This is a genomic window from Pseudomonas sp. C2.3V (genome assembly GCF_058536325.1).
Genome location: NZ_JBZUBN010000002.1, coordinates 514,329 through 539,510 on the forward strand (window position 1 = coordinate 514,329; position 25,182 = coordinate 539,510).

Genomic DNA, 25,182 nt, shown 5'->3' on the forward strand with positions numbered 1-25,182 from the left:
CATGCATTCCAACAGATGGCCCTATATCACCCAGTCTAGCTACTTTCCCGCACGACCAATTCAAATCCCAGGTCGATCTGGGTTGGTCCGGTACGTTCTGCCATCAGGTCCAGGAGTAACATGGCGGCTTGATGACCTACGGCTTCCCGGGGTGTCCGGATGGACGTAAGGCGTGGCACCATGTGGGCCGAGGCCGGCAGATCATTGAAGCCGACCAGGGCAACCTGGCGGGGAATGGAAATACCCTGGCGCTGGGCCTGAAAGATCGCTCCGTGTGCCAGGTCATCGTTACAAAAGAAGATCCCATCCACGTCAGGATGCCGGTGCATGAGATCGGTGAACAAGGTAGCTCCCAATTCGATCGAGGAGGGCCGGACATCAAGTATCTCCAAAGCAGGATCATACATGCCGGCTTGCTGTAGGGTTTCCCGGAATCCATCGCCACGCCTTAGCGCGCGTGGATCGAGCTGGGCCGCAATATAGGCAATGCGTTGGCGGCCACGCTCAATCAGGTGCCGGGCCGCCGCTGCTCCCGCAGCATATTGGGAGAAACCAGCGCTGCACGTAGCCGTATCCGCATCCAGTTCCATCATATGTACGCAAGGAACGCGACTACCAGCCAGTAGCTGACGGGCATGCTCCGTTCTGTCAAAGCCTGTCAGCAGAATTCCCCTGGGCTGATACGCCAGATAATTGCGAATCAGGTTTTCTTCTTCTTCAGGCGAGTAGTGATAATTGCCAATCAGTACCTCCAGCCCGTGAGGTCTTAAAACCTGATGGATAGCTTCCAGACTCTCAATGAATAGCTGGTTTGACAGCGAAGGGATCAGCACCACAACGGATTGACTTTGTGCGGAGGCCAGGGTGCGGGCGGCAGGGTTGGCAACGTAACCCAGGGCACGGGCGGCCTTGCGGACTTTTTCGACCAGCTCGGGCGCAACCGTGGCAACCCCTCGCAGGGCTCGTGATGCAGTAATGGGCGAAACAGCGGCCAGTCTGGCTACTTCAGCCAGCGTAGGGCGGCCAGTGGTACGGGAACCTGTTCTGGGCATAGGTTAATCAGTGCGTTGTTGTTATGAGTCGTACATCCGGGATATAGCCGTCTAAGGTAGCGCTGTCCAAGAGGGGCTTACAAGCAAATGATTCTATCTGGACGGATAAGGTGGCTCGGGAATGCAGAAGACGAGGCAATTCTTAGTATACCTATGGTTTTGCACTATCATCAGAGCCGAAAGGATTGCGTCTCGCTGAGACAACACTCTGCCTAGGAGCTGGCAGCAGGCTTCTGAATTTTAGATCGGGCCTACACTCCTTCATTAATAATACGTCATAACGTAACTGATTTAGTTGACTTATTGGATTGTTAATCCTCTCAATTTATACCGTGGACGTATCCCATGAAGCGTGCTGCATGGCCTGGCAACGTTATCTTTTCATTTTTCAGTTATGGCTGCCGAGACACCGTCAACATTACCAGACGCGACGGTAGGCGCCTGGTTTTGAGTGCAACCCGGCGACAGGCTTAAAACCGAAAATGTAACAGCCCCTTGAGTAGTCTTACGCCTCCGGAGAGGCCTGGCAGCCTTTCGGTAATAGACGGGGGAGGAGGCTCATCGGATGTAAATCTATCTGTTAAGACGCGTTTCACGGTCGCCCTTTTATTATTGATATGGGGTGGTACGGCACTGCATGAACGTCGTGGTTTTACAGAGTAACGTTTGGTCATTCAGCTCCATGACGGAACGAGCCTTTATATCGATTACGGGATGGCTACGTTTCCAACGGACCTGTAATCAGTTGGGCTGATTGAGCTGCTATGGGGACTCGCCTCTCTATTTCATGGCGAAGTCGCGGCTGGTGTAGTGGACAACGTCCTGTCAAAACAGTCCTTGCAAGAGCCGATCCAAAATCATCTACGTTTGGGCTACGGCAGCTATGACCTATGGCAGATGGCCTTTGATGGCGAAGGATAGTTGAAAGAGCAGTTCAGTTATCAGCTCAACCTTACTCAGTAAGCCAGTAATACCTGAGTAAACCAGGTTTCCCTTGCTAGCCTATATCTGCGCCTCTTTGCTTTCAGGCGTCATGGTGGTGGTCAGCAGCGCCATTGGATTTGTCAGACTAATGCTCCCACATCTGACGAGGCGGTTTATCGGGGCCAAACATCGGCAACCTTTACCGGTGGCAGCACTACTAGGCGGGCTGTTTCTGCTATGGATTGACATGGCCGCGCATACCTTATTCACATCCGACGATCTTCCTATTGGTATCGCAACGGCTGTTCTGGGCGGCGGTTCTTTCTTATATTGAGGCAGAAACGATGAATCCAGAAAACATGAAGCCTTTGCTCGAAAGGGAATACATGACACTTACATGTTATGCGATGAAACAGGACGTTTTTCCCGACTAGGGACAGTGAATTAGCTAATCAACCCCATCAAGCGCATATAGACGCTAGCTATTTGATAGGTTACGTTATCTCATAACATTTATGAGTGAGTGCTTTATGTCAGATCTACGCGTCCCTGTCACGGTGCTGACCGGCTTTCTGGGTTCAGGCAAAACGACGTTGCTCAATCACATCCTTAGCAAGCAGCATGGTATGCGTATTGCTGTGATTGAAAATGAGTTTGGCGAGATCGGCATTGATGACGCCTTGGTGGTTAATGCCGACGAAGAAGTCTTTGAGATGAATAACGGTTGTATCTGCTGCACGGTACGGGGTGACCTCATCCGGATCCTGGGCAACCTGATGAACCGCCGTGACAAGTTCGATCATATTCTGGTGGAGACCACGGGCATGGCCGATCCCGGCCCGGTGGCGCAAACGTTCTTTGTCGATGACGAAATCCGAGCGCAGCTCCAGCTGGACGGCATCATTACCGTGGTCGATGCTCACCATGTCTGGTTGCACCTGGAGGACAGCAGTGAGGTACGAGAGCAGATTGCCTTTGCCGATGTCATCCTGCTGAACAAGACGGATCTGGTCGAGCCCGCCAGGCTGGACGAACTGGAAACACGAATCCGCAAGATGAATTCGTTGGCTCGTATCCATCGGACCGTCAATGCCAAAGTCGATATTCCTACTGTCATGAACGTGGGCGGCTTTGATCTGGAACGGGTGTTGGACCAACGGCCAGACTTTCTACAAAAGGAATATCCGTTTGAGTGGGCTGGAATCTGGCATTTGCCGGCGGGCATTACCGAGCTCCGTTATGGGGCAGGACCCGATCCTTTCCTTGGCGCGCTGCTGATGCCTGTCAATGGTAATAGTGAGGATGATCTGGACAGGGCTGTTGTTATTGCCGAAGGAGCCTTTGATCGAGAGGCCAAAAAGGTCCGTGCAGGTACCAAGCTGGTGCCTAGTCGCCAGGCCGTCAATTTGAAAGTACCGAAAGACGACGCAGAGCAGACGGTAAATCTGCTGATTCCGGCGGCGGGATACTATGCTCTGATAACCGAGCATGGGCCTGAAGAGTTTGGGCTGCGACTGGAGCAGTCCGGCGTTCGCCTTGAGCCGAGCAGTCAACGCGAGTTTGCCGCGTCCCATAGCCATGATGAAGAAATCAGCTCTGTTGGCATTACCTTGGAAGGGGCGCTGTCGGAGGCAAAGGTCAATCAATGGCTAGGTCCGCTATTGGCTCGAAAGGGGCAGGACATCCTGCGAACCAAAGGCATTCTAAACATCGCACAGGAGAATCGCCGATTCGTCTTCCAAGCCGTTCATATGTTGCTCGATGGAGGCCCGGATCGGTTGTGGCAGCCCAATGAGAAACGCCAGAGCGAAATCGTATTCATTGGCCGTAATCTGGACCGCGAAGAGCTGATAGCAGGACTGAAAGGTTGCCTGGCATGAGTGACTCCACAGCGGTACAACGTCTGCAGAGCCTCTGGCAAGTGGAGGGTGGCGAGCACATCAACACGCTGGTCTGGTCGCCAGACAATACCCAACTGGCGACGGCCTATGCGGACGGTTCGGTTGCGGTGTATGACACGGCTAATGGTTGCGAAGTATGGCGTCATGCGGTGCATGGGCTGGCGACCAGTGCACTGGCGTGGTCACCTGACGGTAACCTTTTGGCCAGTGGTGGGCAGCGGGGCGGTATTATCCTGTGGGAGCCCGCTACGGGCAGTAAAGTACATCAGCTGGATAGCGGACGTAGTTGGGTCGAATTTTTATGCTGGTCAGCCGAGGGCGGATTGGCTTCGGCTGCCGGCCGGCAGATCCAGCTCTGGACCGCCGAAGGCAAGCTGGAGCAAAGCTTTGGACAGACCGCCAGTACGGTCACAGGGTTATTATGGCTGGCCGATGCTACCCTGCTCAGCAGCTGCTATGGGTTGGTCAACCAATGGTCTGCGGAGCGTGAGCAGCCCCTGCGGCACTTCCCCTGGAAAGACTCTTTGCTGAGTCTCTCGGTCAGTCCAGATCAGCGGTTCATTGCCGCCGGATGCCAGGACAATGCTATTCACCTGTGGTATCTGAAAAGCGGCGAAGATTTTCGCATGAGTGGGTACCCATCCAAGGTCAGGCATTTTGATTGGAGTGCTGACAGCCGCTACTTCGCAACAGGCGGTGCGGCATCTTTGATTATTTGGGATTGTTCAGGTGGGGGGCCACAAAGCAGCAAGCCGGTAGTACTGCCCGTACATACCAAACCAATCAGCTCTATTGTGTTCAGCCATGCAGACAGCCGCCTAGCCTCCGGTGGAGACAATGGTCTCACAATTATTTTTGATCTGGCCCGTGGTGAACCATTGGCAGGCTTGCTGGACGAGGCGGGTGTAAGCTCCATGGCCTGGAGCGAAGATGATCAGGTCCTGGCGATTGGCTATAGTTCCGGCCGCTTGCGGTTGTGCCCGGTGCCTGTGAAGCATTGAACGCAGCAGTGCGGTACGCCAGGGCGTGCCGCACTGCGTCGGCGGGATTACAGAATTGTTGGGTTCGGTACGTCTCCGTACACCTGTTGAGGGTCAAATGTCTTAGTGGACCCGGTAAAGCCCAGCGTATGAAGCAGTTATTTGTGAGAGTGGATAGGCAGAGTTGATCGGTATACCCAGAAACGACAAAGCCGCCCCTGACCCAGGGGCGGCTTTGTTTGATCCTCGAGCCGCTGTGTTTTCAGACTGAGCGTCTTGTCACGAGATGGAGATAAAAACAACCGGCGGGCGATTCAGACAGGGGAGGCGTCTCCCTGTAGTCAAGCAAGGTGTATCAGGCGACTACCGTCGTGCTTTCCCGCTTGTCCCACTCTTCTTCAACTTCACAGAAACAGACATCGGCTGCAGCATGCAGACGGTCCAGTTGGGCTTCGGTCAGATTATGCAGGGGAAGCGTTTCAAGCAGCTGGATAAGCGTATCAAATTGGGTAACGTCCATCATGTCCTCGTGGGATAATCAGATCGATATGGCGTATTACCTCCTGTCAGTACGCGCGAGGCCTTCTCACAGGAGATCTGTCAATTTCAATGAGTAATTCGACTTCACAGGGCCAAGACATATCGTGTGGACTGCCGGCCGCCGTGCGCACATGGACTGCCTGATAACGACTTTAGCCGCTACCGGTTCGAGTTCCATGGGTTAGGGGCGCGCATTCTAATGATGACCGCTCGTTCCCTCTAGGGGGTTCTGCCCAATGGCACGCAAATATTTCCGTAATATTGCATTGACGTGTAAAAAAATCTTTTGCTGGCATGGACTTAGCTGACCCAAAAAAAATTAAATTTTTTTGGGTTGCTTTTTACGTTATTGGACGAACTGTATACATTCAGCTCCAGACCAAGCTCCATAGAGCCTGGTACGGCCCAACACGCGGTCTGCAAACAGTCACCCGCAGAGCCCTTTTATGCGAGAAGACGCTGTGTGGCTTATGTTGTCAGTTGGTTGAACTGGCCCACTGCATCAACTACACGCTGGGCACCGTCCTGGATATCAACGATGACCACACCGGCTTCAGAGGCCAGCGCCAGACCCTGTTCTGCCTGGTTCTTGCCTTCAGACATGCGGGAGACGGCTTCCTGAGCAAGGGCCTGGTTCTCCTGCACGACGCCAACGATTTCTTCGGTTGCTTTGCTCGTTCGGGCTGCCAGTTGACGCACTTCATCGGCCACTACCGCGAATCCACGGCCCTGCTCACCTGCGCGGGCGGCTTCAATAGCCGCGTTGAGTGCTAGCAGGTTGGTCTGCTCGGCAATGCCACTGATGGTCTTGACGATTGAGCCGATTACGAGCGACTGCTTATCCAATGCCTCAATGCCTTCAGCAGCATGTTCCATCTGCCTGGACAGCTGCTGCATGATACCGATGGTCTGGTTGACTACGCCTGCGCCCTTCTTGGCTGCAGCATCGGTTTGTTGCGACGTACCGTAGGCGATACCGGCTGCCTCGATGACAGCGTTTTCACGATTGACCTGATCTGTGACGACCGTTGCGAACTTCACGATCTTGCACAACTTGTCTTCGGCATTGAGGATGGGGTTGTAGGAGGCCTCAAGCCAGACGACATGACCATATCGGTCCACGCGCTTGAAGCGACCGTTGACGAACTCGCTGCGATTGAGCTTGGCCCAGAAATCCTGATACTCAGACGAATTGTATTCGGCAGGCTCGCAGAACAGGCGGTGATGCTTGCCCTTGACCTGATCCAGCGTATAACCCATGGCACTGAGGAAGCGGTCGTTGGCGGTAATCACTTCGCCGTTCAGGTTGAACTCGATGACGGCGGTAGAGCGTAACAGGGCCTTGATCAGGCTTTCGTGCTCGCGGGAAGTCTCGATCGTACGGGTCAGGTTGTTGGCGTAGATATAAAACTGATCAACCTGACCCGAGGCGTTGCGTATCGGTTGCCATAGGCAGCGTAGCCAGGCCTCCTTACCGTCTGCCCTGAGCAGACGAACAACGCCACTGAAATGCTCACCTTTCTGTAGCGCAACCTTCATCCGGCGATAGATATCGGTTTGCTTGATATGCACCGGAACCAGCTCATCAATATTGCGGCCGACGATCTCATGGCTCTTGTAGAGCATTTCAAGCATGAATTGATCGTTAACCTGTTCAATCACGCCTCGTGAATTCAGGGTGAAGCCGATCATCGATGTGTCGAGGCTTTGTTTGACCTGTTGTACAACCGAGAGGCTTTCCCGCAGGGCGGCCAATTCCTGTTTGAGGCGTTTGAAGAACATGATTGATCCTTGAAGTAAGCGGCCGAAAGGGGAGGCTTGGTTCATTTATCGGCGCCCACAGGATTTAATGAAAGGCAGACGATCATTAAATATTTATGGCAGACCAGCGGCAGGATTTGACTGCTGGTCTGCCACACCTGGCAATCACTCCCTTCAGGTGCTGGCCAGCTCCGCCGCACGGACTACGTCTCGAGCCGGCAAGGGTTTAGCGAACAGATAGCCCTGATAGGTGGTGCAACCATTTTCGGCCAGCAGCTGGCGCTGTGCTTCACTTTCCACACCCTCTGCTACGATATCGAGGCCAAAGGTCGTAGCCAGACCGGAAATGGCCTGGATGATGGCAACACTCTCCGACCCTGGCAGCCGTTGCACAAAGCTCTGGTCGATCTTGACCTGATCGATGGGCAGCTTCTGCAGATAGTTGAGTGATGAGTACCCGGTACCGAAGTCATCCAGGGCGAAGCGAACACCTTGTCCTCTAAGTGTTTCGATATGCGAACAGGCCTGGTCGAGGTCCAGTATCAGAGTTGCCTCGGTCAGCTCGATTTTGATCTGGGCAGGGTCGATATGCTTGTGTTTCAAGACGTCCATGACCTCAGTGGCAAAACTGGATTGCCGTAGATGGGACGCGCAGACATTGACCGAAACCGGTAGGTGGGCGAGAGAAGGCTCTTTTGACCAGGCAAGCAACTGCGAGCACACCTCATCGAGCAGCCAGCGGTCCAGTTCGGTAAGTAATCCTGTGTTGCTTGCGACTTCCAGAAAGGCGGCAGGGCCTACCAGGCCCCAATCCGGATGCTGCCAGCGCAGAAGCGCTTCAAGGCCGATAAGCCCTTTCTGATCGCTCCACTGAAGCTGATAGTAAACGCGGAATTCATTGTCGAGCAGCCCTTGCCGGATCTGTTGCTCCAGTTGCAGGCGGGCAGCAATGCTGCTTTGCATGCTCGGATCGTAAAAGCGAATGGCATTCTTGCCGTGGCTCTTGGCTGAATACATAGAGATGTCGGCCTGCTGAAGCAAGTCGTGGCTTGCACTTCTGCTGTCAAACAACACAATGCCTACGCTACCGCTAATAGTCTGATTACCTTGTTCGAATTCGAAAGGACGCTCCAGGGCCGACAGCACCTGCTGGCCGATGTGACTTGCCTGGTGCGCGGCAGCTTGCTCGTCTTCCGACAAGCCTTCCAGCAGGATGACAAACTCGTCTCCTCCCAGACGAGCCACGGTATCAGTTACCCGCACGATCTGTTTCAGACGGTGTGCTGCTTCCTTGAGGACGGTATCGCCGGCATCGTGGCCATACAGATCATTGATGTTTTTGAAGTTATCCAGATCGATGAATAGCAGGGCGCCGCTGTGTCCGTGTCGCTGGCAGGCAAGCTGGGCCGTTTTGAGCCGCTCCAGGAAAAAGCGCCGATTGGGAAGTTCGGTCAGGGTGTCGTAAAACGCCAGCCGACGGATCTGCTCTTCGTACTCATGCCTGGCCGTGACATCACGAGTTACCATGACGATCGCCTGCTTATGTTCTGCATCCGAAGCGATCGCCTGGGCCTTGCCCTCGAAATAGCGTTCCCCCGAAGGAGAGCTGAGCTGGTATTCCAGGGTGAGAGGTGTCGGGCTTTTCAGGACCTTTCTGACCCAGGTGGTCAGGTAGTTCGCCTGGGTATAAGGCAGCACATCCTGCAATCGCTGGCCCACCTTCGCCAAGTGCTCATTGATCTTCTTGGCATCATGGGAGGACGAGACGACCTCCTGAAAGCGACCGTCCTGATCGATAACCAGCAGGATGTCAGGAATCGCCTGGGTAATGGCGCTCAGCCGGGCTTCGCTTCGCGCCAGAGCCTGTTCAGCCTGGTTACGTTTCTCCTGGTCACGAAACAGAAGCCAGACGAGCAGGCCTGTAGGGGGCATCGTCAGCATCATGGCCAGCATGGTACGTTGAGCCGCTTGGCCGAAAGGGCCATATACGAGGGTAAGCGTGAGCAGGGCGAGGGCATGTACCGCACCGCCCAGCAACAGTACCTGAAGAGGGCCTTGTCTGATCCAACCTCGGTGGTAGGCCATGCGATAAGCGAGACCTAACGCCACCGCCATGAAGGCATTCAATACGCCGGGGTAGGCCCCTACGCCGCCTAGCCAGAACCGATACAGTGCCGTCATTGCTGCTGCAATACTGGCAACCAGGGGGCCTGCCATCAGGGCGGTCACCGACAGTATGGCCAGCCGCGCATCTACAAAGATCCCGAGGCCAATCGGTACGGGATGTATCATGACGGCAATACAGATCAGACCCGTTGCACATCCAACAATCAGTTCCGATGACAGTACCTTGTGTGGCCAGGTACGCCAGAGGTAGTCCCGTAGCCAGCAGAGCGCCAGAAGTAGAGCGGCATTAGAAAGAAAATCCACAAACATGGCGACCTTGGTCTCCTTCGCCTAGGCGCAATTCCGTACTGGCATTCAGATAGACGTCTGAGTCAAAATTGCTAGATAAATGCGGCCCAATCGTCGGATAACAGCGATCTGAGCCCGTTATTCGGGACGTTTGTCAATGGCAAGCGCTGAAATAGAACAGCGCAGCGGTTTGAGTACAGGTTTAACAGGAATGTTCATTGCAGCAGGGATGTTGATCGTAGCGCTTGTGCTAGGGCACATGGGGCGCAGCTATAAGGCGACACGTACTGTTCGCCTTGATCGGCCTCTGGCCTATATCGGACTGTTTGCCTTTGTTCTTGCAAGCGCTGTAGTGTTCTTTGGCTAATGTCCGCCAATTTCCTACCGACACCATCAGGCTCGACATGCCTATCGTCAAGCGGCTGGCAATGTCCCTTATTTGAGCAGCCTCGCATCTATCGTTTTGCCATGTCATGCCCAGGGCAAGCTGGTCATGGCCGAGGATGTCGACACGGAGGAAAAGCTCAACGCTGTCATTCAGGGTTAACTTGTGTCACCTCCATTACTGTTGAATGAACTCGCCGCCTGGCATTACAGGCGCGCTGTTCTGCTCTATTACGTATAGGGCTCTTCCGTAGCGCCCTGTATCTGCTGGGCGCAGTATCTTCTCGCTTCCTCTCAGCCCTAAGTGTTAGCGACTTCTCCCTTTATGCATCGCCTTGATGGCTTTCATTGCGCCTTATTGAACTCTTTTAGATCCTGGAGTCCGACTGTTTGCATCAAGGTCTGTCAAGTAAATTTAAGTTTTTTGTATGTACAAATGTAACCATTTGATGCTGTAAGTCGATCGGTTGCGTTCGCGCTTTTGAGCAGTGACTTTAGTAGCAGGTGTGTCCCCACGGCTTGAGCGCGGTAGGTTGTTGGTGTTTCAGAGTGGTGCAATCAAGGATTGCGTATCGGTTGTGTAGCCGCATCAGGCGGCACGTCATGTCCAGGTAATAGGACGGGTAGTCAATGAAGAAAGTAAGTACAAATACGTTGTACTGTGGTTTATTAGGGTTGGCGTTTGTGCTGCATTTCGGGCTGCTTGAGCAGAATCCCCAGAACCCTATTGGTATTAAATACCTGACAGAGCTTTATCTGGCCGCCTGTTTGGGTTTCAGCGCCATGTTTCTGGTGGGAACCGTTGGAGCTGAGCGAAAAGATTACAGTGTTGCGTTCCTGTTCTGTCTGTTTTCGGCTTTTACCTTTACCTTCCTCCCGGCGTTGTTTGCCGAGCTCTTTTATGGTCAGCCGCTGGTCTATGGGGTAATCGAAGAACGCAGGGTACTGCTCTGCTTTAGTGTCATTCCCTTGTTGTACCTGGCCAAACGTGTGTCGGCGGCACAGTTTGAAAATTGCATTCTGATCGTGGCGCTAGGGGCTGTTGTCCTGTCCTGGCTGTGCTATTTCGAGGTGTTGCCAGATCTGCGAGATGGGATGGACCTGGACCTCAGCCGACCGGGCCGTGCCTCGACCGGGGCATTTGCCCTAATCATTGGCTACTGCCTGAGCATCTACTTCTGGGGCAAAGGAAAATCACCTATCGACGGCAGCCCTCGCTCCAGTCTTCGCTATGGACTGCTGGCGCTCGTTTACCTTGCAACACTGGTGTTCGTCACACAGACCCGGCAGGTCATTCTCCTGTGCATCATCTTTACGTTCCTGTGTCTGCGGGTTAAGTCCGTAAAGCTGGCGGTGATTGGCGGCTTGCTCGTTTCCCCCTTCGTTATCGACCCTGACCTGCTCGAGCTTTTCGGGGTTAATATCGATTTCTACATGCAATCTGCCCAGAACGGCGCTACGGATAATGTGCGCGAGGCTACCATCGCCCAGATCATGGATCATCTGCATGAGTACAACTGGGTACCCAGCGGTAGTCTGAGCCTGATGTGGAATGATGGTTTCAAGCACTACTTCAGTTACTACTTCTTCCTTTCGGATGTAGGTGTGATCGGTACGCTGTTCCGCTTTGGTTTTCTAACCATCGCGATCATTCCGGTCAGCTTCCTGGTGTATTTCAAAGTGGCCAAGCGGCTGAATCCCAGTCTGGATTTTACCTTGGCTGTATTCCTGGCCCATCTTTCTATCTGGCCTTTGCAAGGTATCTTCGAATATCAGGAGGGTATGACTGCCTTGTTATTTGTTTTCCAGGCGCTTAAAACGTTTCATAGCCAGACGCCCAACGAATCGCTGTCCAATCATCCCGAGCGGGAGCCTTATCAGTTGGCCTGAACCGCATCTGACATTAAAACGGCCCGTGGAGGGCCGTTTTTTTACCTACCAGCCTGCGTATCCCGAGTTGGAAATATCAGGCAATACGTGCATGAGTGCGTGAAAAAGTTAAATCGATACACCAGTACATGCCAAAGGTACTAGCCGTTCAGTCTATTGTTGTCATGCCGTCACCTCTGCTGCTCCATTTATCCAGTGGCGCTCATTGATGATTACGGTGATGGCTGAGTGCCATTATGCTTGTTGCAATACATCAGGTAGTGCAAGCAGAGCGGCAGTGTTCAGTCATATCGAGTGGAAACGTTTTCGTTCCTTGTAGTCGAAGTGTCATCTAGACATCAGCTGGCAGTTCGACTGGGTAGGGGCAGACATCCATGATCTTGACCGAATTCGATTGCTATCAACTGCAAAACCGGCTGGACAATATTTGCGGTGCCCGACTGCCGGCCGCCAATATCGATAGCTTCTACTTCTTTCTGGACGCTTTGCGTACCGCCCGGAATGTATCTGAGCTGGAGCTGGCCGCTGCCAAGATTGATGGTTTCATGATTGCGCTGGAAGGGGCCGGGCTTGTCAGTGGAACATCCGCCATGTTGATCGGCGGTTTTGTTTCTCGGGTACAGGCACACCGTTTGGAAAGGTTGGGTGTTGAATGAGCCGCCGTTAAGTAGCTGGCTGGTAACCGGCTCATTATGGAGCCGGATAGTGACAAGCCACTCGTAGGGCTGACGATCTGCTTTATTCTTGATGATGTATGACAGGTTCTTCGATGGGCGCTTTGCTTTTTGTATTACACGCTTGCCTTCGAAGGCTGTCCTGTTCAGCAGGTATTACGTCGCTCGCCGTGGTGCTGATCGCTTGCTCCACGTTGGCAGCAGAAGCACCTGCTGCACCAGGACGCGTATTGGTTCTGGATAATCAGGATAACTATCCTGCAGGCTACCAGACGGACTATCTGTTGCACCCCTTCGCCGAGACATTCGAGGCTATTCGCTACGCTGTACCTGATAGCGCGTGGCAGCCGAACGCAAAGGCATTAATCAGCCTTGGGTATCAGCAGGACGGTAGCTGGATCCGATTAAGGCTGGAAAACCCCTCGTCCGAGGTTCGCCGATGGTTACTGGTGGCCGAAACCCCTCTGATCGATCAGCTTGAGCTGCGCCTGTTCGATCCTGTTCTGGAGCGGTGGTCTTCAGTCGAATCGCTTGGTAATCGCATACCCTTGAGTAGGCAAGCCACCCGCGGCCCTTATCCGGTCGCTACGCTTGACTTGCCGCCCAATCAGGCCATGGTTCTGTACGGTCGCATGCGGGCGAGCCAGCCGCTGACCATTCCGATGGAGATCATGTCTCCTGCCGCGTATGAACGCATCTATACGCAAACAGCCCTGAGCCTGAGCGCCTTTCTGGGCGCAGCAGTCATCATGCTGGCTTACAACCTATCACTCTATGTCTTCATACGGGACCGGGCCTATCTCTGGTATAGCGGTTATCTGGCTGGTGCCATCTTCTATATGGTCTGTGCGACCGGCTTTGGACGGTTGTATCTGTGGCCGGAATGGACCGAACTGGCAGTGCGTGCCACCGTTCTGTCCATTTCGCTTTGCATGGCCGGTGCCGCCCAGTTCATCAAGCACTTTCTTCAGCTATCCAGCCACAGCCGCTTCTTTTCAGTCTTGTGTAAAAGCTTCCTGATCTATTGGCTTGGCGCCTCGCTGATTATCGCGATCGACCCTGCGTTCATTCCGTTTCTCGGTATCGATGTCATGGTCTTTCTCAGCTGCCTCACGGGGCTATGGGTTGGCCTTGCCTTGTGGTGGCGAGGCCATGTATCGGCCCGTTATTTCACCATCGCCTGGATAGTGCTCAATCTAGCCACCTTATATATGACGCTGGTCATGTCCGGCTTGAGCAAAGGGTGGGTCAATCCGTTGTATGTCCAGATGCTGGGGTTCGCGCTTGAGTTCCTGTTGCTGTCGATGGCCTTGGCCGAGCGGATAAACCGTGAGCGTGCAGCACGAATACAGGCAAAGCAGGAGGCCATAAGAACCAGCGAGCATCTGGCACGAGAGCGGTTGGCAACCTTGCAGGCACAAGAGAAACTATTGATTTTTCAGCAGGAAACCAACGAAGCACTCGAGCGGCGGGTGAAGGAGCGGACCCTGGCCCTGGAGGAGGCAAACCTTCAGCTGTCACGCCTGAGCCGACTGGATGCCCTGACCCAGTTACAGAACCGAAGTGCTTTTGAAGAAAACTTTACCGCCTCGCTTGCACAGGCCCTGGCAACTGGGCAAATGCTGAGTGTTGTCATGATCGATATCGATCACTTCAAGCAAATTAACGATACCTATGGTCATTCGACAGGTGACGAGTGTCTGGTCAAGGTTGGGCAGGTATTGCTGAATCATACCCAGGGGGCAGGCGATCATGCGGCGGGTTTTGGTGGAGAGGAATTCATTCTACTCTTCATGAATCGCACCCCGACTGAAATGGCAACGCTTGTCGAATGTATTCGAGTCGACATGGCCTCCCTTGGCATCAAGACGGACAGCGGAACGCTGCGTTTTACGGTAAGCATTGGCGTTGAATGCCGCTTTCCTCGACCAGACGATACGCGTGTCGACTATTCCAGAGCGGCTGACACAGCGCTTTACCAGGCCAAGGCCGCAGGACGTAACCAGTCTTGTTTTGCCATTACTGTCCATTAGTCAGCACACCTCTCCTGCAACAGGCCAGTCTGCAAGAGACTGGCCTGCGGTATGCGCGATCAGTAGATGACCAAGCGCTTACCAGCCGCGTACATCGGGAGCCAGCTTACCGACGGCTTGGTGAGCCGCCTGGTGCAGCTCCGGTGCGGATGTCTTATCCGACGCGAGGATATTGGCCTCTTCTGCGCTGGGCTGAAGAGGCTTCTGACGGAATAGCAAGGTGTAGAAGGAGGCGGCGCAGGCATACCCGCCTGAGAAAGAGGCATGGCGCCCGTCAGCTATGTACAGCTTGGCCACTGAATCGCTTGCAAACGTACCCTTCCAAGACTCACCGCAAGGGGAGAGTTGGGCGCCCATCTTGCGCGCCAGGCTCACGTACTCCTTATAGATCTGTGGTTGCTTACCCTGTTGATTCTCGTTGGCCCAGGTTTCGAACAGAATCGGCTTGGCATGGTGGGCACGAATCAGGTCATTGAATTTCAGTGCGTATTCTTCCAGTCGTTCTGGCTGAAGCAATGGCCGAGCAGCGTGCTCCTGTAGGACTACATAGTCATAGGTGTTGCTTGCCAGCTTGCTTTGTACCGCTCCACTGTTCCAGTGCTGCTCAAGGGTATATGAGGGTTTGGCAATCGAGTCCGCCTCGATGGTGCAAGACGATGATGCGCTATCGTGGGCGCGTGACGCCATTCCCATTAGGGTGGTCGTCAAACTGTTCGCATAGGTGTAGCTGTTACCAACGAACAACATGCGAATGGTGCACGAAGAAGCCTCAGAACTCTGAGCAGCAGCGGCATAATGTGCGCTGGCGATGCATCCAGCAAAGAGTGTGGCAAGCTTCAGGGAACGGGTGAACAAGACCCTATCCTCCATATATTTATGAGAGTTAAACAACAGGTGTGGGCTGCAAACGGCATCCTGGTGCGTTTGCGGGGACGCATTGTGCGAGGAGGAGGCGGTATTTATAAGGAGTGACTGTGCGGGGAGTCACGTACTGCTATTTGGAACAAGCGAAACGGCGAACGTGTGCAAAGTTCAGGGAAATAAAATATCCCAAGGTTTCGATTATAGTGGCTATTTAATAGCTAAATAATAGCTAAAATCAAGAATAAATAGTCTTATTTGCCTGATAAGAGCAATTTTTTAAGAGCGAGGCTTAGCTCGCTTGTGAGCCCTGCTGAGGCTCAACGACATCCTCATCGATATACCGGCCAGCTTTTTCCTGTTCCAGAAATGCCGCGTACTGATCCTCCGTGATCAGGTTTTCCAGCAGCAGTTGCCAGGCATAGGATTCGGCCGCGTTCTTGTTCCAGCGAATCTCTCCCAGGCTGTCCGGGTTTTTGATGCAGCGGATATAACGCTTCCAGTACGGGTCCATGATGACTCCTGCTTCCTGCTCATGGGTAACGGGGCGCGTGGTATATCACAACTGATGGATTTGTGAAGCGGTGCGTATAAGAAGTGTCCAGCTTTCTGTTTGATAGAGGCGGCCATGCTGCCTCAGGCCAGCGAACGAGCCGGTCAGGGATCAAGGTTCAGCTGGCGACCGCTATGCCCGGGTTTTTCAAGTACATCGGCGACCTCGGCGGCGAGATGAAGAAGCTCATAATCTTCTTCGAGACTGGTCGAGTCGTCGGATTCCCGTTCATCCAAAATGGGACAGTTGACCAGCGTCCAGTGAAGCGGGCTGGTATCGAGCTGCTCGTGAATCTTCTGGCAGACACGTCGCCAGCGAGGGTCGACATCCTCATCTTCCAGCGCAGCGAAATCACCCACTAGCATGAGCTGGGATACCTTGCCTTTGCGTAGGCCGCTGATGAGTGCAGCCACAGCATCGATCAGGTAGTTGGGATCTTCGACCTCAATTACTACGCGAGGCGGTTCCAGTACCGCGACGACTGCCTTCATTCCTGCCACCCCCTGGCTGACCTTATAGGCGCTGAACATATGGCCAGGAGTCGATTGGGGATAGGGGCGGGGCGGTAATGCCTTGAGATCCGCCTGTAGCGGCACGGCCTTATGTTCGCGATTAAGCAACTCGTTGATCAACGCCTGGCCCAGCGGGCTCTGCGCGCCGTAGACCGCGACCTTGAGCGCTCGTGCTGCTGCATACGTCATGAGAACCTCGCCTCTGTCAATCCTAGATGACTGACCGGACGGAGCGCCCAAGGTTCTGCCGCGACCGTACCGGCCATCCCACTGCTTAGGCTACATCGGCCGAGTCGTCATAGGCTTTAAGAAAACAGTAGGCCAATCCTCGTCGCTCTGTAGAAAAATATTATCGCGCCGCTGAAGACCGCACGTGACTGGCCGATAGCCTCTATAGCCAAACAGAAATCTGTTAGCCAGACCTTATATATCCCCACCTTCAGTAGGGCCGAGTCGTATGCTCAGTAGAATAAAGTTCAGCCACAAGATCCTGGCAACGGCCTCGGTAGTGCTGATTGCTGCCTTCTCGTTGTTCATGACGTACAACGATTATCTGCAACGTACGGCAATCACCCGGGACCTGACCGTTCGCCTCAATGAACTAGGCACCAGTGCCTCCAGCAATATTGCCAACTGGGTAAGTGGGCGTATCACGCTGCTTGAAGGAGAGGCGCAGGCGGTACAGCGTAATCTTGCCCCTCAGGCATTCACTGCAGTGCTGGAGCAGAAAGCATATACCTCAAGCTTTGACCTGACCTATCTGGGGCAGGCGGACGGTACGTTTACAGTTCGACCCTCTATCAGTATGCCTGCCGGCTATGACCCGAGAACACGCCCCTGGTATCAGGGCGCCCAAACCAAAGCCGGTTCGATTCTGACCGAGCCTTATGTAGATGCCGCTTCGGGCGGATTGATCATGAGCCTTGCCACACCCGTCATGCATGAGGGGCAACTGGCGGGTGTTCTGGGAGGCGATCTGAGTCTGCAGACGATGGTGGGTATCGTCAATTCGCTCGACCTGGGCGGTATCGGTCATGCGATTCTGGTGAATAGCGAAGGCAAGGTACTGGTCAGCCCCAGAAAAGAGGAGGTGATGAAAAACCTCGCTGAGCTGTTTCCCGCCGGTGCGCCTGCACTGGATGGCGCGCTCAAGCGGGTCGAGCTGGACGGCAAGCCTCAGCTTATGGTCTTCAAGCCGGTCACCGGTCTGCCATCGGTCAACTGGTACCTGGGCCTGATGGTTGATGAAGAGAAAGCCTACGCCCCGCTCAAGGAGTTCAGAACCTCGGCCGTGCTGGCCATGGTGATTGGCGTTGTGCTGATCATGCTGCTCCTGGGTGTGCTGATCCGTGTGCTGATGCGTCCGCTCACGACCATGAGCCAGGCGATGCAGGACATCGCACAAGGAGAGGGCGACCTGACCCGGCGTCTGGCCATCAATAGCCAGGACGAGTTTGGTGTGCTGGCCGCTGCCTTCAACTGCTTTGTCGAGCGTATCCATGGCTCGATCAGCGAAGTATCGGCCAGTACCCGTCAGCTCAACGAGGTCTCCCGTCAGGTGTTGGCGGCCTCCAACTCCTCGCTGCACAACTCGGACAACCAGGCCGGACGTACCGGAAGCGTGGCGGCAGCCATCAACCAGTTGGGCGCCGCTACACAGGAGATCGCTCGCAACGCTGCCGATGCGTCCGTACAGGCTACCAGTGCCCGGCAGCAGGCCGAGGAGGGTCGCCGCGTACTGGGCCAGACCCTGACGGCAATGGAAACCCTATCCGCCAACATCAGCGCCTCCTGCGGCCGTATCGATGAGCTGAACCAGAAGACCACCCGCATCGGACATATCCTGGAAGTGATCCAGGGCATTTCCGAGCAGACCAATCTGCTGGCGCTCAACGCTGCGATCGAAGCTGCACGGGCAGGCGATGCCGGGCGTGGTTTTGCGGTGGTAGCGGACGAGGTGCGTGGTCTGGCACATCGTACCCAGAGTTCGGCCCGAGAGATCCAGAGCATGATTCAGGAGCTGCAAACCGGGGCGAGCGAAGCGGTTTCCACCATGACCGAAAGTCAGCGCTTCAGCGAGGACAGCATGACCATCGCGCAAAAAGCCAACGAGCGGTTGGGCTCGGTAGCCGAGCGCATTACCGATATCGATGGCATGACCCAATCGGTGGCGGCCGCTACGGAAGAGCAGAGCGCGGTGGTGGAGTCGCTTAATGTCGACATTACCGAGATCAACTCGCTCAACCAGCAGGGCGTGGAAAACCTGAACGCGACCCTGGGCGCTTGCCATGCCCTGGAACAACAGGCCAATCGCCTCGATCAGCTCGTTTCAAGTTTCAGAATCTGACTTAGGAAAAGCCTTGCCATTAAGGCGAGGCTTTCTTTAGTTGTCTTGCAAAGGTGCAACCAGGGTGCTACCAATCTATGCACCTTTTTGATGCGGGTTGCACACATTGTTACCGTTATAAGCACAATTAAAGTGCGAGCTATTTATATGGGTGAAACCATTCAGCAAGCTTATAGCAAGGATTAAGCTTAAAAATCGTGCACATTGGTGGAAGTTCGCTCCAATTTATGGCATTTAGCAAAGGTGTTTGGTAGCTGGCTCATATATTGCTGCTGAAGGGTTTTTCCGCTTTAGGTAGCACCTATGAGCCAAGTACATAATGAAAAAAGCCTTTCACCCGCTCTAAAACCCCGCCATGTCACTATGCTTTCAATCGCTGGGGTAATCGGTGCCGGTTTATTTGTAGGATCCGGCCACGCCATTGCCGCTGCAGGTCCCGCTGTTCTGCTGGCCTATGCACTGGCAGGCACCCTTGTCGTACTGGTTATGCGCATGTTGGGCGAGATGGCGGTAGCCTCGCCGGACACGGGTTCTTTTTCTTCTTACGCGCAACGCGGCATTGGACGTTGGGCAGGGTTCACAATCGGTTGGTTGTACTGGTGGTTCTGGGTATTGGTTATCCCCCTTGAAGCCGTTGCGGCAGCGTCCATTCTGAACTCCTGGTTCCCTGTAGTGGCTACGTGGCAATTTGCACTGGCTATCACTGCGCTTCTTACCGTTACCAATCTGTTTAGTGTTGCCAAATACGGTGAGTTCGAGTTCTGGTTCGCGCTGCTCAAGGTTATGGCTATTGTTGCGTTCATTGCGCTGGGTGCATTTGCCTTGGCCGGTGGGCTGCCAGGACGGGAAGTCAGCGGCCTGGGGCGCCTGATGGAAATGACCGGTGGGTTTATGCCCCATGGCTTTGGCGCAGTGCTGGGTGCCTTGCTTACGACAATGTTCAGCTTCATGGGCACCGAGATCGTGACCATTGCTGCGGCCGAGTCCAAGAATCCTTCCAAACAAATCAGCAAGGCGACTAACTCGGTTATCTGGCGTATTGCACTGTTCTATCTGGTGTCGATTTTCCTGGTTGTTTCCATGGTTCCGTGGAATGACCCCCAACTGCCTATCGTAGGTTCGTATCAGCGTGCGCTTGAGGTGATGTCCATCCCGCACGCCAAGCTGATCGTGGATGTTGTGGTGCTAGTGGCAGTAGCCAGTTGTCTGAACTCGGCCCTGTATACCGCCTCACGCATGCTGTTCTCGCTGAGCCGTCGTGGCGATGCACCTGCAATGACAGGGCGTGTCTCGGGAAACGGCGTCCCCCGCTCGGCTGTATTGGCCAGCACGGCCGTAGGCTTTATGAGTACCATTGCAAACTACACTATGCCTGAAGCCGTCTTTGGCTTCCTGCTGGCAACCTCCGGCGCTGTTGCCTTGCTGGTTTATCTGGTCATCGCCATTTCCCAGCTGCGTCTGCGTCACAAGTTGGAAGCCCATGGCGAGGCGATCGAGTTTCGCATGTGGCTGTTCCCCTACCTGACCTGGGCAGTTATTGTTTTCATCGTTGGCGCATTGACCGTCATGCTGTTCAGCGAGGCGCACCGTATGGAAATCATGGCAACCGGCCTGCTGGCCCTGATCGTGGTCGCCATCGGTAATCTGGTGGGCAAACGCCATGCGGCGGCCAACCGGGTACCTGCCGCTGCTGTTCAGGGGCGCTGAAGGACGATTAGAAAAAACACCTGATACAAAAAAGCCAGGATCGGAGACGGTCCTGGCTTTTTTGTATGCAGCCTGGCGTATTACCTGGCCGCTGCTCGCCGTAAGGCTAGAAGATACCGCCTCCCTGGCCGGTAAGTACATCGAAGAGCAGCTTGATGTTCAACGCAACGATCAGCAGGGCGATAAACCATGCCAGTGCCGCCACGCTACGACTAATGGCAAAACTGCCCATTAGTGTGCGATTTGATACGAACCGTACCAGCGGTATCACTGCAAATGGCAACTGCATGGACAAAACAACTTGACTCAGGACCAGCAGTTTTGCCGTGCCGCTTTCCCCGTACAGGATGGTAACCGCCACGACTGGAATGATGGCCAGCCCGCGAGTGATCAGGCGACGTGCCCAGTCTGGCAGACGCAGGTTGAGAAAGCCTTCCATGACAATCTGGCCCGCCAGGGTGGCCGTCACAGTGGAGTTGATCCCTGAAGCCAATAGCGCTATCGCAAACAGTATCGAGGCGATACCTACGCCCAGCATCGGTGATAACAGGTGGTACGCCTGATCGATTTCTTCGACGTCTGTACGACCTGCCTGATGAAAGACAGCCGCTGCTGTAATCAGAATGGCCGCATTGACGAACAGGGCCAGCATAAGGGCGATGGTACTGTCCGTTACCGCCCAACGAATACCCTGACGGCGACCTTCTTCCGTACGGGGGTAGGCACGCGTCTGCACGATGGAGGAGTGCAGATACAGATTGTGCGGCATCACGGTCGCACCGATGATACCGATGGCCAGGTAAAGGGCTTCTGGATTCATCACCACTTCTGCCTGGGGCAAAAAGCCTTGGAGAATCTCGCCCACGGCGGGTTGTGCGAGCATCATCTGAACGCCAAAGCAGGCAAAGATAATGGTCAAAAGGGCGATGACAAAGGCTTCCAGCCAGCGGAAACCACGGCGCATCAAAAGCAGAATGATGAAGACATCGGCGGCGGTAATGATGGCGCCCCAGACCAAAGGAATGCCAAACAATAGATTCAAGGCAATGGCGGTGCCAATTACCTCAGCCAGATCGCAGGCAATGATTGCTACCTCGCAGGCGATCCAGAGAAGGAAATTGACTGGCCTGGAGTATTGATGGCGGCAGGCCTGCGCAAGATCCAACCCCGATGCGATACCCAGCCGCGCTGCCAGCGACTGGAGCAGAATAGCCATGAGGTTGGACAGCAGGATCACTGATAGCAGCATATAGCCAAACTTGGAGCCGCCCGCGAGGTCGGTTGCCCAGTTGCCCGGATCCATATAGCCCACGGCTACCATGTAGCCAGGGCCGATAAAAGCCATGAGACGACGCAGCCAGTGCCCGGTTGCAGGAACAGGCACGCTGGCGTTCATTCCTCCCAGGCTGGGGCGCGGTTCTTCCCTGTCACCCCAGGAAAGTGCTGCATAAGTGGCCGACTCTTTCATGTAATGAACGCTCGCAAGGATTGTACAACGTAATACATATGAAACTTAGCCTAGGCTAAGTTTCCAAGCACGGGCAATAAAACTTATCTATTTCAAGGATTGACGGTTAAACATTTTGGCGTTGCAGAGGGGATCGGTCAGAATAGGGCGGCCCTACTAGTGTGTATTGGGCGCTTGATTCATTCTGGAGAATGTGTGGTGAGCAAAGTTCGAGGAGAAGCGGTATCGATGAAACCCCTGGTAGAGGCTTCCGTACACATGGAAGGCTTTCAGCAGGTGCGTGAAGCGCATCGGCAGGAACTCATTGAGGATTACGTCGAACTGATTTCAGACCTGATCCATGCCCACGGCGAGGCGCGCCAGATTGATATCGCCACCCGGATTGGCGTCGCCCAGCCTACGGTCGCGAAAATGCTCAAGCGTCTTGCCACCTGTGGCTATGTCGTCCAAAAGCCGTACCGGGGCATCTTCCTGACGCCGGAAGGGGAAGCGCTCGCCCAAGCCAGCCGTGAACGGCACCACATTGTCGAGTCCTTCCTCCTGGCCCTGGGAGTGGATCCAAGCGTTGCCCGACGTGACGCGGAAGGTATCGAACACCATGTCAGCAGCGAAACGTTGGACGTCTTTCGCCGCTTCGTGGAAGCCAAGCACGGCTGACCTTTTATAAGGGCGTTCAACTCAAATCATGCAACGGCTTGTCCAGTGCAGGCCCAACGGTAAAGTCCGAGAATACGATTTCCAGGCCAGCGCGTTCGGGCGTGCAGCAGAACGGTCCGACTTCAACGGCGCTGGAGCCTGGAAAATAGGTCAGCCTTAGCAATGGCCACTCTTGCCCATCCAGCGAATACTGAATTCTCAAGGCGTTGTCCTTGAGGGTCGCCCTGAGCCAGAAGGTATCAGGCTCGCCCGGCAGTGCACCTACAGCCCAGTCCGAATGGCCCAGCGTCAACACACTACCGATGAGGCGTTGGCCATCACTGACCTCTATGCCCGCTTTACACCATGTGGTGTTGTTCAGACGGATCATGAGTCCTGCCTGATCATAGAGTTCGCTGAACCGACCCTCTATCTTCACCATTGCCGTAAAGTCAGCTCCCGCGGCGACATGAAACCAGTGCCCGGTGTCTCGAATAAAGCCATAGTAGGTCTCGCGCCAGAAGTCGGTACGCGCATCCGTTATCACGCGCAGGTGATCATTCTCAAGTGCCCAGCGGCTGGGCTCGTTCAACCATTTGCAGTGATTCCACATGATCCGGGCTCCAGGGGTCAGTGCGAAGGAGGGCTGGTACGATCGGCGTTGTCTATTGTTCTCAGCACCCGGCAGGGATTACCTACCGCCACCACATGAGCCGGGATATCTTTCGTTACGACGCTACCTGCGCCGATGACAGCGCCTTCGCCAATCGTCACACCTGGCAACACTGTAACGCCCCCACCAATCCAGACGTTGTCGCCGATGGTAATGGGATGCGCATATTCCAGACCCTGGTTTCGTCGTTCTGCATCCAGCGGATGGCCAGCCGTGTACAGTCCTACGTTGGGCGCTATGAATACGTTGCAGCCAATGCTGACCTTGGCGCAGTCCAGAATCACCAGATTGACATTGGAATAGAAATTTTCTCCCAGCTCGATGTTATAGCCGTAATCGCAATGAAAGGGCGCTTCGATGAGGACGTGCTCCCCTGTCTTGCCCAACAGCGTTTTCAAAATACGCTTTTTGCCCTCAAGGTCCCGAGGATCAAGTTGGTTATAAGCATGAACCTGAACCTTGGCCTCCAGGCGCTGCTGGATAAGTTCGGCATCATTGTTGGCGTCATAGAGCAGGCCGGCGGCCGCTTTTTCGCGTTCATTCATGGCAGGCTTCCTTGATTCGACGTTCCGGATGCAATCGACTGTCCCGTACGGCAGGTGCCAGCAGGACCGTTGCCGCCACCAATACCAGCACGACCACCATGGCCATGCGTAACCCGTAGGCTTGTCCAATGAAGCCCAGCGAGGGCGGACCGATCAGAAAGGCGAGATAGCCCACAGTTGCAACGGCCGCTACCCGCTTGGCCGACTGTTCGCCAGAGTCGCCGGCAGCAGAGATCCCCACCGGAAAACCCAGCGATGCGCCAAGCCCCCAGAAGAGTACGGAGGCCGCCGCCAAGATGGGGTTGTCAGAGAACGACACGAGGCCAATACCCAACGCACCGGACAGGGCACTGGCCCGTATGACGGCCTCTCGGCTGAATCGCTGGAGGATATAGGTTCCTGAGAAGCGCCCTATCGTCATGGCGGTGGTAAAGCCGGCATACACGAGTGCGCTGGACGCCGGATCAAAACCGTGTCCATCGACCATTAATAGCGGCAGCCAGTCAGTGGCGGAGCCTTCCGCCAGGGCAAGCGCCAGTACAATCAGACCAATCATGATCAGCGTCTTGTCTTTCCAGGGTTTGAAAGGCGTGACCGACTGCTGCTCTGTCTTGGCGGTCTGCGTCTGCCCGGTACCTGAGGGGATGGCGAGGCACGCCCAGACGCAGGGAAGCAGGGTTGCCGCGCCCATGAGAATAAGGTGCCAGAAGACCGGTAGCGAAAGATGAGTCAGTCCCAGGCTGATCAGAGAGCCTGCCAATGTGCCAAGGCTGAAACAGCCATGAAGCGCGGGCAGAAGCGGTTTGCGTGTGGTGGTTTCAAGTTCGGCGCCCTCGATATTGATGGCAATGTCCGAAAGGCCCAGGCCTAGGCCGAACAAAAAAAGCCCGGCAAACACGCCCATGGCCAGCGAGGCAGTGGAGGCTCCAGCAATGGCCAGAAACCCCAGGTATACCAGTACCAACCCACCACCAATGACCGGTCGGGTACCCACGCGGCTCACCAGGCGGCCCGAGGCAAGCACGCCGAGCATGGCGCCCAATGACAGGCCGAACAGGATCATGCCCATTTCACTGGTCGAGGCACTCAGCAGGTCCCGGATATCGGGTGTCCGGGTTACCCATGACGCCAATAGGAGTCCGGGGATCAAAAACAGTACAAACAGAGCGGTACGTCTGCGCCGAATCGCGGGAGTCACGGATTTACTCCATCCTAGATAAAACAAAATCAGGGCTTATGTGTACGTTCGTACACATGGTAGCCTGTTCGTTCCATCCGTCCACCCGACCTATACGGTTACGTTGCATTGTTTTCGGAGACTGACAC

General features: G+C 54.7%; 21 protein-coding genes and 2 pseudogenes. 11 read left to right on the plus strand and 12 right to left on the minus strand.

The window, feature by feature from the left end; translation table 11 throughout:
- Positions 1-35: 35 nt before the first annotated feature.
- Positions 36-1,052 carry an HTH-type transcriptional regulator GntR gene (gntR, locus tag AC4LF3_RS22135; protein ID WP_491836748.1) on the minus strand — a complete coding sequence of 339 codons (1,017 nt, stop codon included), beginning with the start codon at positions 1,050-1,052 and terminating at the stop codon, positions 36-38.
- Between the two features lie 1,033 nt (positions 1,053-2,085).
- Between gntR and AC4LF3_RS22140 the strand changes: the two genes are divergently transcribed.
- From AC4LF3_RS22140 to AC4LF3_RS22150, 3 genes are all read left to right on the plus strand, one after another.
- A complete protein-coding gene (locus AC4LF3_RS22140) occupies positions 2,086-2,310 on the plus strand; it encodes an iron chelate uptake ABC transporter family permease subunit (RefSeq protein ID WP_491836858.1) in 225 nt (74 codons plus the stop codon).
- Between the two features lie 196 nt (positions 2,311-2,506).
- Positions 2,507-3,856 (plus strand): CobW family GTP-binding protein, encoded by a 1,350-nt coding sequence (locus AC4LF3_RS22145; RefSeq protein WP_491836749.1) that lies wholly within the window; start codon positions 2,507-2,509, stop codon positions 3,854-3,856.
- Positions 3,853-4,878, plus strand: a complete 1,026-nt coding sequence (locus AC4LF3_RS22150; protein ID WP_491836750.1) for a WD40 repeat domain-containing protein — start codon at positions 3,853-3,855, stop codon at positions 4,876-4,878. The genes AC4LF3_RS22145 and AC4LF3_RS22150 overlap by 4 nt, the downstream gene beginning before the upstream one ends.
- Positions 4,879-5,212: 334 nt before the next feature.
- On the opposite strand, the gene AC4LF3_RS22155 is transcribed toward AC4LF3_RS22150, so the two are convergent.
- From AC4LF3_RS22155 to AC4LF3_RS22170, 4 genes and pseudogenes are all read right to left on the minus strand, one after another.
- On the minus strand, positions 5,213-5,377 hold the full coding sequence (locus AC4LF3_RS22155; protein WP_010798829.1) for a hypothetical protein: 165 nt from the start codon (positions 5,375-5,377) through the stop codon (positions 5,213-5,215).
- A 488-nt stretch (positions 5,378-5,865) separates the two neighbouring features.
- The gene (locus AC4LF3_RS22160; protein ID WP_374940342.1) at positions 5,866-6,387 is read right to left on the minus strand and encodes a methyl-accepting chemotaxis protein; all 522 of its coding nucleotides are present in this window, start codon (positions 6,385-6,387) and stop codon (positions 5,866-5,868) included.
- Positions 6,388-6,405: 18 nt separating this feature from the next.
- Positions 6,406-7,224: pseudogene (locus AC4LF3_RS22165) on the minus strand (PAS domain-containing protein); the annotation flags it as partial.
- Positions 7,225-7,332: 108 nt separating this feature from the next.
- Entirely contained in the window at positions 7,333-9,594 is a 2,262-nt protein-coding gene (locus AC4LF3_RS22170) for a putative bifunctional diguanylate cyclase/phosphodiesterase (protein ID WP_407363619.1), read from the minus strand.
- Between the two features lie 190 nt (positions 9,595-9,784).
- On the opposite strand from AC4LF3_RS22170, the gene AC4LF3_RS22175 reads away from it, so the two are divergent.
- The 4 genes from AC4LF3_RS22175 to AC4LF3_RS22190 all read left to right on the plus strand — a co-directional run bounded on the left by AC4LF3_RS22175 (position 9,785) and on the right by AC4LF3_RS22190 (position 14,554).
- The gene (locus AC4LF3_RS22175) at positions 9,785-9,940 is read left to right on the plus strand and encodes a hypothetical protein (RefSeq protein WP_019366710.1); all 156 of its coding nucleotides are present in this window, start codon (positions 9,785-9,787) and stop codon (positions 9,938-9,940) included.
- Between the two features lie 647 nt (positions 9,941-10,587).
- Positions 10,588-11,847: a hypothetical protein gene (locus AC4LF3_RS22180; protein ID WP_491836751.1), complete on the plus strand. Its 1,260-nt coding sequence runs from the start codon at positions 10,588-10,590 to the stop codon at positions 11,845-11,847.
- A 374-nt stretch (positions 11,848-12,221) separates the two neighbouring features.
- On the plus strand, positions 12,222-12,503 hold the full coding sequence (locus AC4LF3_RS22185; protein WP_010798824.1) for a hypothetical protein: 282 nt from the start codon (positions 12,222-12,224) through the stop codon (positions 12,501-12,503).
- 113 nt (positions 12,504-12,616) lie between these two features.
- Positions 12,617-14,554 (plus strand): sensor domain-containing diguanylate cyclase, encoded by a 1,938-nt coding sequence (locus AC4LF3_RS22190; RefSeq protein ID WP_491836752.1) that lies wholly within the window; start codon positions 12,617-12,619, stop codon positions 14,552-14,554.
- A gap of 78 nt (positions 14,555-14,632) precedes the next feature.
- Here AC4LF3_RS22190 and AC4LF3_RS22195 read toward each other — a convergent pair whose 3' ends face one another.
- The 3 genes from AC4LF3_RS22195 to AC4LF3_RS22205 all read right to left on the minus strand — a co-directional run bounded on the left by AC4LF3_RS22195 (position 14,633) and on the right by AC4LF3_RS22205 (position 16,669).
- Positions 14,633-15,409: a hypothetical protein gene (locus AC4LF3_RS22195; protein WP_019366715.1), complete on the minus strand. Its 777-nt coding sequence runs from the start codon at positions 15,407-15,409 to the stop codon at positions 14,633-14,635.
- Between the two features lie 298 nt (positions 15,410-15,707).
- Entirely contained in the window at positions 15,708-15,929 is a 222-nt protein-coding gene (locus AC4LF3_RS22200) for a hypothetical protein (protein ID WP_491836753.1), read from the minus strand.
- Between the two features lie 143 nt (positions 15,930-16,072).
- A complete protein-coding gene (locus AC4LF3_RS22205) occupies positions 16,073-16,669 on the minus strand; it encodes an NAD(P)H-binding protein (RefSeq protein WP_491836754.1) in 597 nt (198 codons plus the stop codon).
- A 346-nt stretch (positions 16,670-17,015) separates the two neighbouring features.
- On the opposite strand from AC4LF3_RS22205, the pseudogene AC4LF3_RS22210 reads away from it, so the two are divergent.
- The 3 genes and pseudogenes from AC4LF3_RS22210 to gabP all read left to right on the plus strand — a co-directional run.
- Positions 17,016-17,969 (plus strand): annotated as a pseudogene (locus AC4LF3_RS22210) (HAMP domain-containing protein); the annotation flags it as partial.
- Positions 17,970-18,101: 132 nt separating this feature from the next.
- On the plus strand, positions 18,102-18,827 hold the full coding sequence (locus AC4LF3_RS22215; RefSeq protein WP_371106381.1) for a methyl-accepting chemotaxis protein: 726 nt from the start codon (positions 18,102-18,104) through the stop codon (positions 18,825-18,827).
- A 303-nt stretch (positions 18,828-19,130) separates the two neighbouring features.
- A complete protein-coding gene (gene gabP, locus AC4LF3_RS22220; RefSeq protein ID WP_491836755.1) occupies positions 19,131-20,534 on the plus strand; it encodes a GABA permease in 1,404 nt (467 codons plus the stop codon).
- A gap of 106 nt (positions 20,535-20,640) precedes the next feature.
- Here gabP and AC4LF3_RS22225 read toward each other — a convergent pair whose 3' ends face one another.
- Positions 20,641-22,002, minus strand: coding sequence for an Nramp family divalent metal transporter (locus tag AC4LF3_RS22225; RefSeq protein ID WP_491836756.1), 1,362 nt, complete (start codon positions 22,000-22,002; stop codon positions 20,641-20,643).
- Positions 22,003-22,200: 198 nt separating this feature from the next.
- Here AC4LF3_RS22225 and mntR point away from each other — a divergent pair, with 198 nt between their 5' ends.
- Complete coding sequence (gene mntR, locus AC4LF3_RS22230) at positions 22,201-22,659, plus strand: manganese-binding transcriptional regulator MntR (RefSeq protein ID WP_244294457.1); 459 nt, start codon at positions 22,201-22,203, stop codon at positions 22,657-22,659.
- A 16-nt stretch (positions 22,660-22,675) separates the two neighbouring features.
- Here the strand turns inward: mntR and AC4LF3_RS22235 are convergent, their stop codons facing one another.
- Genes AC4LF3_RS22235 through AC4LF3_RS22245 form a run of 3 tightly spaced genes read right to left on the minus strand, consistent with a single transcriptional unit; the run spans position 22,676 to position 25,054 of the window.
- Positions 22,676-23,251: a DUF1349 domain-containing protein gene (locus AC4LF3_RS22235; RefSeq protein WP_181123533.1), complete on the minus strand. Its 576-nt coding sequence runs from the start codon at positions 23,249-23,251 to the stop codon at positions 22,676-22,678.
- Positions 23,252-23,268: 17 nt separating this feature from the next.
- Positions 23,269-23,856, minus strand: a complete 588-nt coding sequence (locus AC4LF3_RS22240) for a sugar O-acetyltransferase (protein WP_181123534.1) — start codon at positions 23,854-23,856, stop codon at positions 23,269-23,271.
- Complete coding sequence (locus AC4LF3_RS22245) at positions 23,849-25,054, minus strand: MFS transporter (RefSeq protein ID WP_434155191.1); 1,206 nt, start codon at positions 25,052-25,054, stop codon at positions 23,849-23,851. Before AC4LF3_RS22245 ends, AC4LF3_RS22240 begins: the two co-directional genes overlap by 8 nt.
- Between the last annotated feature and the right edge of the window lie 128 nt (positions 25,055-25,182).

Bases quoted from the DNA above. Each gene is read 5' to 3' on its own strand.
- gntR (WP_491836748.1), bottom strand. From the start codon at position 1,052: ATGCCCAGAACAGGTTCCCGTACCACTGGCCGCCCTACGCTGGCTGAA.
- AC4LF3_RS22140 (WP_491836858.1), top strand. From the start codon at position 2,086: ATGGTGGTGGTCAGCAGCGCCATTGGATTTGTCAGACTAATGCTCCCA.
- AC4LF3_RS22145 (WP_491836749.1), top strand. From the start codon at position 2,507: ATGTCAGATCTACGCGTCCCTGTCACGGTGCTGACCGGCTTTCTGGGT.
- AC4LF3_RS22150 (WP_491836750.1), top strand. From the start codon at position 3,853: ATGAGTGACTCCACAGCGGTACAACGTCTGCAGAGCCTCTGGCAAGTG.
- AC4LF3_RS22155 (WP_010798829.1), bottom strand. From the start codon at position 5,377: ATGGACGTTACCCAATTTGATACGCTTATCCAGCTGCTTGAAACGCTT.
- AC4LF3_RS22170 (WP_407363619.1), bottom strand. From the start codon at position 9,594: ATGTTTGTGGATTTTCTTTCTAATGCCGCTCTACTTCTGGCGCTCTGC.
- AC4LF3_RS22175 (WP_019366710.1), top strand. From the start codon at position 9,785: ATGTTCATTGCAGCAGGGATGTTGATCGTAGCGCTTGTGCTAGGGCAC.
- AC4LF3_RS22180 (WP_491836751.1), top strand. From the start codon at position 10,588: ATGAAGAAAGTAAGTACAAATACGTTGTACTGTGGTTTATTAGGGTTG.
- AC4LF3_RS22185 (WP_010798824.1), top strand. From the start codon at position 12,222: ATGATCTTGACCGAATTCGATTGCTATCAACTGCAAAACCGGCTGGAC.
- AC4LF3_RS22190 (WP_491836752.1), top strand. From the start codon at position 12,617: ATGGGCGCTTTGCTTTTTGTATTACACGCTTGCCTTCGAAGGCTGTCC.
- AC4LF3_RS22200 (WP_491836753.1), bottom strand. From the start codon at position 15,929: ATGGACCCGTACTGGAAGCGTTATATCCGCTGCATCAAAAACCCGGAC.
- AC4LF3_RS22205 (WP_491836754.1), bottom strand. From the start codon at position 16,669: ATGACGTATGCAGCAGCACGAGCGCTCAAGGTCGCGGTCTACGGCGCG.
- gabP (WP_491836755.1), top strand. From the start codon at position 19,131: ATGAGCCAAGTACATAATGAAAAAAGCCTTTCACCCGCTCTAAAACCC.
- AC4LF3_RS22225 (WP_491836756.1), bottom strand. From the start codon at position 22,002: ATGAAAGAGTCGGCCACTTATGCAGCACTTTCCTGGGGTGACAGGGAA.
- AC4LF3_RS22235 (WP_181123533.1), bottom strand. From the start codon at position 23,251: ATGTGGAATCACTGCAAATGGTTGAACGAGCCCAGCCGCTGGGCACTT.
- AC4LF3_RS22240 (WP_181123534.1), bottom strand. From the start codon at position 23,856: ATGAATGAACGCGAAAAAGCGGCCGCCGGCCTGCTCTATGACGCCAAC.